Source organism: Pseudactinotalea sp. HY158 (genome assembly GCF_009660225.1).
GTDB lineage: Bacteria > Actinomycetota > Actinomycetes > Actinomycetales > Beutenbergiaceae > HY158.
Genome location: NZ_CP045920.1, coordinates 3,335,661 through 3,348,894 on the forward strand (window position 1 = coordinate 3,335,661; position 13,234 = coordinate 3,348,894).

General features: G+C 72.3%; 9 protein-coding genes. 4 read left to right on the forward strand and 5 right to left on the reverse strand.

The features are described 5' to 3' along the window. Positions 1–74: 74 nt before the first annotated feature. Positions 75–2,438, reverse strand: a complete 2,364-nt coding sequence (purL, locus tag GCE65_RS14785) for a phosphoribosylformylglycinamidine synthase subunit PurL (protein WP_228759988.1) — start codon at positions 2,436–2,438, stop codon at positions 75–77. A gap of 137 nt (positions 2,439–2,575) precedes the next feature. After that, on the reverse strand, positions 2,576–3,790 hold the full coding sequence (locus tag GCE65_RS14790) for a pyridoxal phosphate-dependent aminotransferase (RefSeq protein WP_228759989.1): 1,215 nt from the start codon (positions 3,788–3,790) through the stop codon (positions 2,576–2,578). A gap of 46 nt (positions 3,791–3,836) precedes the next feature. Here GCE65_RS14790 and GCE65_RS14795 point away from each other — a divergent pair, with 46 nt between their 5' ends. Then, positions 3,837–4,580: an MBL fold metallo-hydrolase gene (locus tag GCE65_RS14795; protein WP_228759990.1), complete on the forward strand. Its 744-nt coding sequence runs from the start codon at positions 3,837–3,839 to the stop codon at positions 4,578–4,580. 125 nt (positions 4,581–4,705) lie between these two features. Further along, a complete protein-coding gene (locus tag GCE65_RS14800; RefSeq protein ID WP_153878906.1) occupies positions 4,706–5,455 on the forward strand; it encodes an SDR family oxidoreductase in 750 nt (249 codons plus the stop codon). Positions 5,456–5,552: 97 nt separating this feature from the next. On the opposite strand, the gene GCE65_RS14805 is transcribed toward GCE65_RS14800, so the two are convergent. Beyond that, on the reverse strand, positions 5,553–7,616 hold the full coding sequence (locus GCE65_RS14805) for an acyl-CoA dehydrogenase (protein ID WP_153878907.1): 2,064 nt from the start codon (positions 7,614–7,616) through the stop codon (positions 5,553–5,555). After that, a complete protein-coding gene (locus GCE65_RS14810) occupies positions 7,597–8,298 on the reverse strand; it encodes a TetR/AcrR family transcriptional regulator (protein WP_153878908.1) in 702 nt (233 codons plus the stop codon). Before GCE65_RS14810 ends, GCE65_RS14805 begins: the two co-directional genes overlap by 20 nt. A 261-nt stretch (positions 8,299–8,559) precedes the next feature. Here GCE65_RS14810 and GCE65_RS14815 point away from each other — a divergent pair, with 261 nt between their 5' ends. Together GCE65_RS14815 and GCE65_RS14820 are read left to right on the forward strand one after the other, a co-directional pair. Then, on the forward strand, positions 8,560–10,512 hold the full coding sequence (locus tag GCE65_RS14815) for a hypothetical protein (RefSeq protein ID WP_153878909.1): 1,953 nt from the start codon (positions 8,560–8,562) through the stop codon (positions 10,510–10,512). 78 nt (positions 10,513–10,590) lie between these two features. Continuing rightward, positions 10,591–11,907 carry an acetyl-CoA C-acetyltransferase gene (locus tag GCE65_RS14820; protein WP_153878910.1) on the forward strand — a complete coding sequence of 439 codons (1,317 nt, stop codon included), beginning with the start codon at positions 10,591–10,593 and terminating at the stop codon, positions 11,905–11,907. Positions 11,908–11,918: 11 nt separating this feature from the next. On the opposite strand, the gene GCE65_RS14825 is transcribed toward GCE65_RS14820, so the two are convergent. Next, positions 11,919–13,187 carry an IS110 family transposase gene (locus GCE65_RS14825; RefSeq protein ID WP_153878911.1) on the reverse strand — a complete coding sequence of 423 codons (1,269 nt, stop codon included), beginning with the start codon at positions 13,185–13,187 and terminating at the stop codon, positions 11,919–11,921. Positions 13,188–13,234: the final 47 nt, after the last annotated feature.

Here is a 13,234-nt window from a genome sequence, read left to right on the forward strand (position 1 = left end):
AGCGGGGAGGATCGGCCACCCACTGCCTGGACCGGCATCGCACCCGGCCCGATGCACGCCCGGCGCGCGCTCGGTCAGCCGAAGATTCGCTCGAGCACGCCCTCGTTCGCGGCACGGAGCTCGGCCACGGTGAGGCGGAACTGCCCCTGGACCTCGAGGGCCGGGTCGCCGCCGGCGTCGTCGGTCACGCCGACGCGCAGGGCCGGGAAACCGCGGGCGCTGCACATGTCCGTGAACCGCACCTCCTCGGTCCGCGGCACCGCCACGAGCGCGCGCGCCGCCGACTCGGAGAACAGGGCGGTCGGGGCGTCGAGTCCGTCGCGGGCGAGGAGCTCGTCGAGCACGATCCGGGCGCCCACACCGTGGCGCAAGACGCCGTCGACGAGGGCCTGGATGAGGCCCCCGCTCGAGAGGTCGTGGGCCGAGTCGACCAGGCCGTCGCGGGAGGCCGCGATGAGGATCTCGGCGAGCTCCTTCTCAGCGGCGAAGTCGACCGCCGGCGGGCGCCCACCCAGATGCGTATGGACGGCGCGCGCCCACTCCGAGCCGGAGAGCTCCTCGGCCGTCGTGCCGAGCAGGTAGAGGGCGAGCCCCTCGGACTGCCAGCCGGACGGGGTCGCGCGGGTGACGTCGTCGAGCACCCCGAGCATCGCCACCACCGGGGTCGGGTGGATCGAGGCGTCGATGTGGCCCGGACCGACCCCCTCGGACTTCGTGGAGTTGTACAGGGAGACGTTCCCGCCGGTCACCGGCACACCGAGTTCGGCGCAGCCGTCGGCCAGGCCCGTGATCGACTGCACGAGCTGCCACATCGCATCCGGGTCCTCGGGGGAGCCGAAGTTGAGGCAGTCGGAGATCGCGAGCGGCTGGGCCCCGACACACGCCACGTTCCGGTAGGCCTCGGCGAGCGCGAGCTGGGCGCCGGCATAGGGGTCGAGCTTGGCGAACCGGCCGTTCGCGTCGGTGGCGAGCGCCACGCCGAGCCCGGTCTCCTCGTCCACGCGGACGACGCCCGCGTCGTCGGGCATCGCGAGCGCGGTGTTGCCCTGCACGTACCGGTCGTATTGGCTCGTGACCCACGACTTGGAGGCGAGGTTCGGCGAGGAGATGAGCGTGAGCACCTGCTCGCGGAGCTCGTCGGGGCCCGCGGCACGCGGCAGGTCCTCGGCCCGGTCGGCGCCCAGGCCGTCCTGCCAGGCGGGCTTGGCGTAGGGGCGGTCGTAGACGGGGGTGCCCTCGCCCGCGACCGTGCCCGGGTCGACGTCGACGATCCGCCGGCCGTGGTGGTCGATCGTGAGCCGACCGGTGTCGGTCACCTCGCCGATGACCGCGGTCTCGACCTCCCAGCGACCCGTGATGGCGAGGAACTCGGTGAGCTTGGCCGGAGAGACGACCGCCATCATCCGCTCCTGCGACTCGCTCATGAGGATCTCGCCGGCGGTCAGGGTCGGGTCGCGCAGCAGCACGGTCTCGAGGTCGACGTGCATGCCGCCGTCGCCGTTCGCGGCGAGCTCGGACGTGGCGCAGGAGATGCCGGCGGCTCCCAGGTCCTGGATCGCCTCGACCACACCCGCGGCGTACAGCTCGAGGCAGCACTCGATGAGCAGCTTCTCCATGAACGGGTCGCCGACCTGCACGCTCGGCCGCTTCGAGGGCTTGTCCGCGTCGAAGGACTGGGACGACAGGATCGAGGCCCCGCCGATGCCGTCGCCGCCGGTGCGGGCCCCGAAGAGCACCACCTTGTTGCCCGCGCCCGAGGCGTTCGCCAGGTGGATGTCCTCGTGCCGGAGGGCACCGACGCACAGGGCGTTGACGAGCGGATTGCGCTGGTAGGCGGGGTCGAACTCGGTCTCGCCGCCGATATTTGGCAGGCCGAGGCTGTTCCCGTAGCCGCCGACGCCCGCGACGACGCCGTGGACGATCCGCTGGGTGTCGGGGTGTTCGACGTCACCGAAGCGCAGCTGATCCATGACGGCGATCGGGCGCGCGCCCATCGAGATGATGTCGCGCACGATGCCGCCGACCCCGGTCGCGGCGCCCTGATAGGGCTCGACGAAGGAGGGGCTGTTGTGGGACTCGACCTTGAACGTGACCGCCCAGCCGTCGCCGATGTCGACGACGCCGGCGTTCTGACCGATTCCCACGAGGAGCTTCTCGCGCATCTCGTCAGTGGTCTTCTTCCCGAACTGGGCCAGGTGCCGCTTCGAGGACTTGTACGAGCAGTGCTCGGACCACATGACCGAGTACATCGCCAGCTCGGCGGCGGTCGGACGGCGCCCGAGCAACTCGCGGATCTGCTGGTACTCCCCCTCGGCCAGGCCGAGTTCGCCGTAGGGCTGCGGCTGGTCGGGGGTGTTCGCGGCGTCGGCGACGGTGTCGATCTGGGAGTCGACCTCGCGATCGGTTCGGGGGTCAACGGCTGGGTCGATGCTGGGCACGATCTTCCTCACTGGCAACGGCGGACGACGGTCCCAATCTACCGGGCCGCACCGACGTGCCCGGCCCGCGTCTCACCGTTCACCGTTCCACTCGGTCCGCTCTACGTGCGCTGCCCGCCTCGGCCCGCTCTGCCCACTCAGCTCGCCTGGAAGGCCTCGATCCGCTCGAGCGCCTCTGTGACCGCCTCGGCGCCGGCGGCGAAGGAGAGCCGCACGAACTCACGGCCGTCGACCCGGTCGAAGTCGGTGCCGGGCACGAGCGCGACCCCGTGCGTCTCGAGCAGCGCCGCGCACCACGCCTCCGAGTCCTCGTACTGCCCGAGCGGTACTCCGGCGTAGAGGTAGAAGGCCCCATCGGCCGGGGCGATCGGATCCCAGCCGAGGCGCCGGGCGCCGGCGAGCGCGATCTCCCGCACCCGCGCGAGCTCGGCCACGCGGGTATCGGCCTCCGCATACGAGGCGCGCCGGAAGGCGGCGACGGCGGCGGCCTGCGCGGGAGCCGGCGGGCACAGGGCGATGTTTCCGGCGAGGGCGTCCACGGGGGCGCGCAGCCGCTCGGGCAGGACGAGCCAACCGACCCGCCAACCGGTCATCCCCCAGTACTTCGAGAACGAGGACACGACGATCGCGTCCGGCTCGAGCGCGAGCGCGCACACGCCCTTGGGCCGCTCCGGATCCCCGGAGGCCTCGGGGCTGCCGTGCCCATAGGTGATGCCGTGATAGATCTCGTCGGAGACGATCTGCACGCCCCGCCTGCGGCTCCACTCGACCAGGGCCGCCATCCGGGCCACGTCGATCATCGTGCCCGTGGGATTCGCGGGCGAGGCGAGGACCAGGCCGGCGAGCTCACCCGAGGCGGCCACGGCGTCGTCCAGAAGCGTGGGAGTGGGCTGGAAGCCGACGTCCGGCCCGCAGTCGAGCTCGACCACCTCGCATCCGAGCGCCGTGAGCAGGTTGCGGTAGGCGGGGTAGCCCGGCCGGGCGAGCGCGACCCGGTCACCGGGATTGAACGCGGCGAGGAACGCGAGCAGGAACCCGCCGGAGGAGCCGGTCGTCACGGCGACGGCCTCGGTCGGCACCCGCAGTCCGTACCAGAGGCGGTAGTGGGCGGCGATCTCCTCCCGCAACTCCTCGATGCCGAGGGCCGGGGTATAGGAGAACTCGGCCTGGGCGCGGTGCAGCTGGGCGGCTCGCCGGTGCACCGCCCCGGGCGCCCCGCCCGCGGGCTCACCGGCGCACAGCGAGATGACGGAACGCCCGTCGGCGCGCAACTGGGCCACGCGGTGCAGGATGCGCATGACCTCGAACGGGGGTACCTGGGCGCGGGCCGAGGCCTGCCGGGAAGTGCTCACCCGCCTAGGATACGAACAACCGCCACACCGACCGACGGGAGCATCGATGCTCGAGGTAGTCACGTCCGCCGTGATGAGGACCAATTCCGTGGTGATCTCCCACGGCGACGACGTCATCGTGGTCGACCCCGCCTGGACGACCGCCGAGTTGGACCGGCTGGCCGCGCGCCTGCGCGGCCGCAGGGTCGTGTGCGGCTGGTCGACCCACGCCCACCACGACCACATGCTCTGGCACCCCGGCCTGGGCGCGGGCCCCCGGTACGCCACGCCCGCGGCCGCCCGGCTCGCGCTCGAGCACCAGCCGAAGCTGCAGCAGGCCGCCACGGCGCACGTGTCCTGGGAACTCGTGCCCCATGTCGGCCGGGTCGAGGTGTACGAGGGGCGGACCCTCGACTGGGACGGGCCGCGCGTGGAGATCGTGACCCACGACGGGCACTCCCCCGGGCACGGCGCGCTGTGGCTGCCGGCCGAGCGCGTGCTCGTCGCGGGCGACATGCTCTCCGACGTCGAGATCCCGCTGCTCGCCGAGACCGGCCCGGCGGCCTACCGCGAGGGCCTCGCCCGCCTCGAGCCGTACGTGCGCGCGGCACTCGAGGTCGTTCCCGGGCATGGCGGGCGCTGCACGAGCGGGGTGGCCGACTCGCCGATCGCGCGGTGGGAGGCGGACCTGGCCTACTTCGACGCGGTCGAGGCCGGTCGGGGTCACGACGACCCACGGCTCGGCGCCGGTCCGGCCTGGCTCTGGGATGCCCACACGGAGAACCTGCTCGCGGCCGGCCGGCGGCCCTGACCCCTCCGGGCTGCCACGGATTCCCGCGGGGTGCCCCGCGTCGCCGTCGTGCCCACCACCGGGCCTCTGCCCTTCTATCCCGGGTGATCTCGGCGGGTCTACGCTCGACAGTGGTTGGAGGAGTGATGAAGGTAGCGATCATCGGGGCCGGCGTCTCGGGCAGGGCGATCGCGCGGGAGCTGAGCCGGCGCGGGGTCGACGCCCGGACGTACTCCCGCTCCAGCGGATTCGACGTGACGCAGGCCGGCACCGCCGCTCGCATCCCCGCGGTCGACGCCGTCGTCGAGGCCACCGGCACGGTCGCGATGGGCGGTCGCGCGGCCGGGGAGTTCTTCACCGCCTCGACCCGGACCGCGGCGGCGGTGGCGCGGGCCTCGGGGGCCCGGCACGTGCTGCTCTCGATCCTGCACTGCGACGCCCCGGCCGTGCGCGGCTTCGGCTACTACGCGGCGAAGGCGGCCCAGGAGCGGGTGGCGCGACAGGAGAGCGAGAACCTGACGATCGTGCGCACCACCCAGTGGTTCGAGTTCGCGCGCCAGACGCTCGCGCGGTCCCGGATCGGGCCGCTGGCGTTCGTGCCCGCGATGCTCGTCCAGCCGATCGCCGTCGACACGGTGGCCCGCGTGATTGCCGACGTGGCGACCGGCGCCCGCACCGGCCCACTGCACGAGATCGCCGGTCCCGAGGTGATGACCCTGCGCGCCCTCGTCGGCCGATTGCCGGCGCCCGTCGACGGGGAGCATCTGCTGCGCGTGCCGGTTCCGCTGCCCGGCCGGTTCGGCCGCGCGTTCCGCACCGGCGCGCTCATCGCGGCCGCCGACACCGAGATCCTCGGTCCCACGCTCGCGGAGTGGCTGGCCACGCAGGCCGATTGAGCGACGCCGCTCCCGCCGGGAGACCAGTGCGCGCCGGCGACCCGTCTCCCCCGGTCTCGACGCCGGTCCGCGCGAGGCGAGCGGGCGTCGTCCTTGATCAGGCGGAGCGCGCCCGGACGTGCTTCTCGAGAATCGGCTCCCCGCCCGAGGCCCGCAGCCGCCGCTGGTACTGGCGCGCCTCGGACTGGCGCTCCGCCTCGACGCCGGTCCCGATCGGGGCGCCGATGTGGGCGGGGCTGTAGCCGAAGGCGTCGACGAGGTCGAGGGCGTGGTCGCGCAGGCGCGGCAGCAGCCGGTTGATATAGGAGGTCACGGCGGCGGCCCGCTGGGCGGAGAGCCGGCCGTGGATGAGGTACCAGTCGAGGTGCTCCTCGATGAGACCGAGCCCGAACAGGTCGCGCAGCCAGGTCATCACCTTCCGGGTCGCGGGGTCGGCGATCCCGTTGAGGGCCTCGGTGAACGCCTCCCACTGGAGCAGTTCCCCGTGTGCGCGCGCGGCCGCGATGAGCGCGTCCTGGTGGGAGTTGAACATCGCGGCCGCCTCCGCCGCGGGGGCGCCGGAGACCGTGCGCAGGTCGCCCGCGATCTCGGCGATCATCGCCTCGACCCGGTCCTCGAGCAGTTCGCGCTGCACGCCCGCGTCGCGCACCTCGTTGACCGACCGGGCCGCCGAGCCCCAGTCCTGCATCGACTGGGCCGCGCGCCGCAGCGGGGTGCGGTGCAGGGTCATGTCGGCGGCGCGGTCCGCGACATACCGGACGGCGCCCGCCACGTCCATCGTCGCCATCGCCCGGCCGTAGTCGGTGAGCAGGCGCTTGCCCACGAGCTGGAGGAGCACGTTGTTGTCGCCCTCGAACGTGACGTAGACGTCCATGTCGGCGCGCAGGCCCGTGAGCCGGTTCTCGGTCATGTAGCCCGCCCCGCCGCACGCCTCGCGGCACTCCTGCGTGACCTCGAGCGCGAGCCAGGTGCTCAGCGGCTTCGAGGCGGCCGCGAGGGTCTCCACGTCCTGCCGGTCCTCGTCCGTGTCGTGGATCCCGGCGAACACGTCGTGGAACCGCTCGAGCAGCTGGTTGTGCATGAACTGCGCCGCGTAGGTGCGCGCGACGAGCGGCAGGAGCCGGCGCTGGTGGCGCTGGTAGTCGAGCAACACGGTCTCGCTGTTGTCGTCGGCGCCGGCGAATTGACGACGCTCGCTGCCGTACCGTACGGCCGTCGCCAGGGCCATCTTCGCGGCCACCGTCGCGGCCCCGGAGAGTGAGACGCGGCCCTGGACGAGGGTGCCGAGCATCGTGAAGAACCGGCGGCCCGGGCTGGCGATCGGCGAGCTGTAGGTGCCGTCCGGGGCGACGTCCCCGTAGCGGTTGAGCAGGTTCCGGCGGGGCACGCGCACGTGGTCGAATGCGAGCCGGCCGTTGTCGATGCCGTTGAGCCCGCCCTTGAGCCCGTCGTCCTCCGCCTGGACGCCGGGGAGCAGGTCGCCGACCGTGCCGTCGACGGCGAGCTGCCGGATCGGGACGTAGAACGCGTGAACCCCGTGGTTGACTCCGGCGGTGACGAGCTGGGCGAAGACGACCGCGGCGGCCCCGTGGACCGCGGCGTTGCCGAGGAACTCCTTCCACGCCGCCCGGAACGGGGTGTGGAGCACGAATTCCTGCGCGGCCGGGTCGTAGGTGGCGGTCGTGCCGAGGGAGGCGACGTCGGATCCGTGGCCGATCTCGGTCATGGCGAACGCCCCGGGCACCCGCAGGCTCATGATGTCCGGCAACAGGCGGTCGTGGTGCTCCGCCGTGCCGAGATGGAGCACCGCGGAGCCGAACAGGCCCCACTGCACGCCCGCCTTGATCTGCATCGACGGGTCCGCGACGGCGAATTCCTCGAAGCCGGCGATGTTGCCGCCGTGGTTGTCCTCGCCGCCGAGGTGGGTGGGGAACGCCCGGGCCACGAGCCCCCGGTCCACGAGTTCGTGCAGCTGGTCGAGCACGCGTTCGCGGTAGTCGTCGAGCGGCTGCCCCTCGATCTTGCGCAGGGACTCCCCGAGGCAGACGTCGCGGATCTCGCGGCGCTGGTCGGCCCAGCGCCCGTCGAGCAGGTCGGACAGCTCCCGATGGTCGAGGTGGTCGAGGCGGTCGGTCCGCGGCTCAGGCATGGTCGGCTCCATTCGAGAGGCTCGAGGGGGTCGAGGTGGACGAGGGGACCGAGGGGGTCGAGGGGACCGAGGGTGCCGGCGGCTGGGCGGTCCCCCACCACAGCCACGCGGTGATGTGATCGGTCAGCTGCTCGGGACTGCTGCGGTAGCGGGTCGGCTCGGCGAGCCAGGCCTCCCCGGCTCCGCGCACGAATCCGACCATGCCGGCGGCCCACATGTCGGCCAGCCCCGCGTCGTGCCCGGCGCCCGCGAGGAGGGTCGCGAGCGGCTCCGCCACGAACGCCGTGACCCGCGACAGGAAGGTCTGCATCGCCGACGGCTGGGAGTCCGGATGGGTCACGAAGCGGTACACGTTCGGGGAGTGGGTGAGCATCTCGACGTAGACGCGCACCATCGCGGCGACCTGGTCGCGCGGGGCCGGGGACTCCTGCGCCGCGCTGGCGAGCGCGTCGGCGAACTCGTCGAGCACGTCGATCCCGACGGCCGCCCGCAGACCCGTCTTGTCCGTGAAGTAGCGGTAGACGATCGATTTCGAGGTGCCCATGGCCGCGGCCATCTCGTCCATGGACAGGTCGGGCCCGCGGTGGTGCACGGCCCGGCGGGCGGCGCGGCAGAGGTCGGCGCGCCGCTCGGCGCGGTGCGTGGCCCAGCGGGTGGAGCGGCCATCGCGGTCGGCATCGGTGACGAGGTTCACAGACCGAGAGTATCAGGTACCAGCGGTCCCATGAAGGTGCCGGGCGGGCGCCGACGCATCGTCGACGGCCTGTGGACACGCGCCCCGTGAGACGCGCCGTCCCGAACCTCGGACCGGCCCGCGCGCTATGCACATCCTGTGGATAACCGTGTGGACAACTTGTGCACGCAGATGGTCGGGCGTCTAGAGGTCAGGCCGGACGGCAACCGGTGGCGCGGCGTAGGGTGGGCTGTTCCGAGAACCGAACCGCGGGGGTAGTCCGTGAGAATTCGATCAGTCGCCGCCGGCCTCCTCGGGGCGAGCCTGAGCCTCGGGGCGACCCTGACGCTCGCCGCATGCACCGAGACCAGTGGACCCGAGCCCGGGCCGAGCACGCCCGAGACCGCGCAGGCACCGGTGCCCGCGGCCGTCGCGCAGTTGCCGGACGAGCCGTACACGGTCGTCGCCGCGTCGGGATCAGACTCCGACGACCCCGAGGAACCCGAGGAGCCCGATCAGCCCGATGCAGCCGCCGAGGCCGCCGCGATCGAGGCGGCACTCGCCTCGAGCCGGCTCCTCTTCGCCTCCGCCGAGGTCGCGCTCCTCGCCCCGGCCGGCGATCCGGTCGCGACCCTGCGCGCCGGGGCGACCGCCGCCGCGCTCGGGGCGCCGCTCCTCCTCACCCCGCAGGCGGGCACGTCGGCCCCCGAGCAGGACGGCGGCACCTCGCCCACCGAGCCCAGCGGGCCCACCGATCCCAGCGAGCCCAGCGAGCCCAGCGGGTCCAGCGGGTCCACGGAATCCACGGGATCCACGGAATCCACCGAGCTTGCGGACCTCGCAGCGGAGCTCGATCGACTCGGGGCCGGTTCGCTCCTCACGTTCGGCCAGGCCTCCGATGTGGCGACCGCCGCCCTCGGAGACGGTCGGAGCATCGCGGCCGCGCCGACCGACACCGGCGAGCTCGCCGCCGCGCTCGGCCTCGACCTGAGCGAACCGGCACCGGGCGACGCCGACCCGGCCCCCGCCGATGGCCTGGCGGCCCTGACGACCCTCGCCTCCCTCGAGGAGGGCGAGGTGCCGGCGGCCGGGCCGGGCGCGAGCAACCAGGCCGCCGACCCGACGAACACAGCCGGCCAGAACGACAAGACCGACCCGAGCGGCCCAGCCGACCGGAACGGCCCGGCCGACCTGCCCGCGCTCCTTCCCGGCGAGCGCGTCGACGGGCTCGAGGTGCTTGTCGACGACGACCCGGCCCAGGTGGGCGCGCTCGCCAACGCCCGGGCCGCGGGCGCCGCGGTGGCGATCGTGCCCGGCGACCCCCGGGGATCGGCGGCACGGATCAGCGCCCTGGGGGAGGCCGCCGCCGTCGTCGGCTTCGGCGACCGCTACGGCGACACCGAGACGTTCGCCTGGCAGGTCGCGACCGCCGCCACGGGCGTCGAGCTGCCCGGCGGGGGTCAACTCGTGTTCGATCACAAGCGCTACGTCGCCCTGTACGGCAGCCCTCATTCCGACCAGCTCGGGATCCTCGGCCATCAGGACCTGCCGCAGACCATCGACCTGGCAGCCGACTACGCCGCGAAGTACGAGGGCCTGACCGACGAGGCGATCGTGCCCGCACTCGAGGTGATCGTCACCGTGGCCTCGGGTTCCGCGGGCGGCGACGGCAACTACTCGAACGAGTGGCCCGCCGAGGACTACCTACCGATGATCGAGGCGGCCGCGGAGGCCGGACAGTACGTCGTGCTCGACTTCCAGCCCGGCCGCACGAACTTCCTCGACCAGGTCCGCGACTACTCCGAACTCCTCACCCATCCGAACGTCGGGATCGCGCTCGATCCGGAGTGGCGCCTGAAGAAGGACCAGGTGCACCTGCGCCAGATCGGGACCGTGACCGCCGCCGAGGTCAACTCGGTGATCGACTACGTCGCCGACTTCGTGCGCGAGCGCGACCTCCCCCAGAAGATGGTCGTGCTCCACCAGTTCCAGCGCCGGATGGTCTCCGACCGCGCCGACCTCGACCTGAGCCGCTCCGAGGTGGCCGTACTCGTCCACGCCGACGGCCATGGCACGCCCGGGGCCAAGCTCGCCACGTGGGAGAACATCCGGTCCGGCGCCCAGCCCGGCCTGCACTGGGGCTGGAAGAACTTCCTCGAGCGGGACACCCCGATGCTCACGCCCGCGCAGACGTTCGCGATCGACCCGACCCCGGACTTCGTCAGCTACCAGTGACCCGGTTCACAGACCGTCGGTACCGGGTACCATCGGTCTCAGGAATACCCGGAGTGCCCCGACCGAGTGAGGAACGCCATGTCAGTTGTCACCCCACCGAGGCGCGCAGCGATCCTCGGCGGAAATCGGATCCCGTTCGGCAAGGCCGGGGGCGCCTACGCCGGCGCGTCGAACCTCGACCTGCTCACCGCCGCGCTCGACGGGCTCATCGCCCGCTTCTCCCTCCAGGGCGAGCGCCTCGGCGACGTGAGCGCGGGCGCGGTGCTCAAGCACAGCCGCGACTTCAACCTCACCCGTGAGGCGGTGCTCGGCACGACCCTCGACCCGCACACCTCGGCCTTCGACGTGCAGCGCGCCTGCGCCACGAGCATGGAGGCCGCCTGGTCGGTCGCCAACAAGATCGCCCTGGGCCAGATCGAATCCGGGATCGCCGGGGGCGTCGACTCGACCTCGGATGCGCCGATCGTCGTGAGCGACCGGCTCCGCCGCGCCCTGCTCAAGCTCTCCCGCGCGAAGACCCTCGGCCGGCGCGCCCGGGTCCTCGCCACGATCTCCCCGCGGGACCTCGCCCCCGTGGCCCCGAGCGTGAACGAGCCGCGCACCCACCTGAGCATGGGCGAGCACCAGGCGCTCACCACCGCGGCCAAGGCCATCACCCGCGCGGACCAGGACCAGCTCGCCCTCGACTCCCACCGCCACCTCGCGGCGGCCTACGAGCGCGGCCTCTTCGACTCCCTGCTCACCCCCTACCGCGGCCTCACCCGCGACGAATCGCTCCGGGTGGACACGTCGATGGAGAAGCTCGCGACGCTCTCGCCCGTCTTCGGCACGTCGGGCGAGGACCCGTCGATGACCGCCGGGAACTCGACCCCGCTCTCGGACGGCGCGGCAACCGTTCTGCTCGCGAGCGAGGCCTGGGCGCAGGCGCGGGGTCTGCCCGCCCTCGCCTACGTCGTCGACGCCGAGGCGGCCGCGGTCGACTTCGTGCACGGGTCCGAGGGCCTGCTCATGGGCGGGGCCTACGCCGTGCCGCGGCTGCTGCACCGCGCCGGGCTCACCCTCGCCGACTTCGACTTCGTCGAGATCCACGAGGCCTTCGCCTCGACCGTGCTCGCCACGATCGGGGCCTGGGCGGACGAGGACTTCAACCGGCGCGCCTTCGATGCCCCGGCGCTCGGCGAGCTGGACCGCAGCCGGCTCAACGTCGCCGGCTCCTCCCTCGCCGCCGGCCACCCGTTCGCGGCCACCGGCGCCCGCATCCTCGCCACGCTCGCGACCCTGCTCGCCGAACGCAAGGCCACGGGCCCACACGCGCCCGATCGGCCCGTGCGCGGGCTCATCTCCGTCTGCGCGGCGGGCGGCCAGGCCACTGCGATGATCGTCGAGGCGGCATGAGAAGCCCTATGTCAAGCCGCCTTGTTTTCGGGGGTGAGGTAGGGCTGGAGTGCTCGGTGTTTGCTGGGGTTGTATGGGACGTGGTCTTGCCAGCAGTGCCAGATGATGGTGAGCCATGCTCGGGCGAGGATTCGGACGGCGTGGGGGTGGTCGTGGCCTCTGGTTCTGGCTTGTTGGTAGAGGTGCGCGGCCCATGGGTTGGCTTTGATGCTGTCGGCGGCGAAGTCGGTGACGGCGTCGCGGAGTTGTTTGTCGCAGGACCAACGGAATCCGACGACGCGGATCCTCCCGGATTGGCGGGTCGATGGTGCTGCTCCGGCGAGGCAGATGAGTGCTTCGGGGGTGGGGAATCGGGAGCGGCAGTCGCCGATCTCGGCGAGCAGTCGGGCGGCGCGGACGCGCCCGGATCGGGGCAGGCTGGTGAAGATGTGCGCGTCGGGGTGGGTGGTCAGCTGCTGATCGATGTGCTTCTCCAGGGTGCGGGTCTGGGCCTGGAGGGTGCGCAGGACGGCGACGTGGCTGGCGGTGATCGTGGCCAGGGCTGTGGCGAAGTCACCTTCGGGTCCGCGGGGTGCGGCGAGGATCTTCGTGTGCAGCACGGTGGCTGGTGCGTCCGGAGTATCCCTGTTTGCGAGCCAGGTGCCGAGTCTGGTGGGGGTGAGCCAGTCCAGCTTGTCTTGGGTGTCGAAGCGTTCCAGGAACGACAGAGCTATGTCGGAGTCGATGTCCTTGAACAGTCCGATTGTGGCGGGCAGTGCGTTGCGCAGGTGCGCGCGCAGCTGGTTTCCGGTCGCGATGCGGTGGGCGATGAGGTCCTTGCGTGCACGGCATGCCCGGCGCAGAGCTATCGTGTCGTCTCGGTCCGGGACGAGCGGGCGCAGTCGTGCCCGGTCGGTGCGGAGCGTGTCGGCGAGGACGAACGCGTCGAACCGGTCGTCCTTGTTGCCGGAGGAGCCGTATCGGCGTCGGATGTTCTTGACTTGGTTCGGGCTGATCACGACCACGGTGATGCCGGCGTCCAGCAGCGTGTCGATCACGGGTCCGTCGGGGCGTTCGATCGCGACTTCGGTGGCGTTGTTGCGGGCCAGGAAGGTGAGCAGGGCGCGCAGCCCCTCCGCGGTGTGTTCGATCATGCATCGGTCGATTTCACGGCCGCGATGATCTACCACGCTGACCGCGTGGTCGTCACGGGCCCAGTCCAGACCGGCGGTCACGTCGCCGGGAGGTTCCTCGGGCAGGCACAGGGTTTGTTCATGGGTGGGTGTGTTGGCAGACTTCATGTCAGCCTCCTTGCTGCTCGTACCAGTGGGGAGGCGCCCTCGTCTCA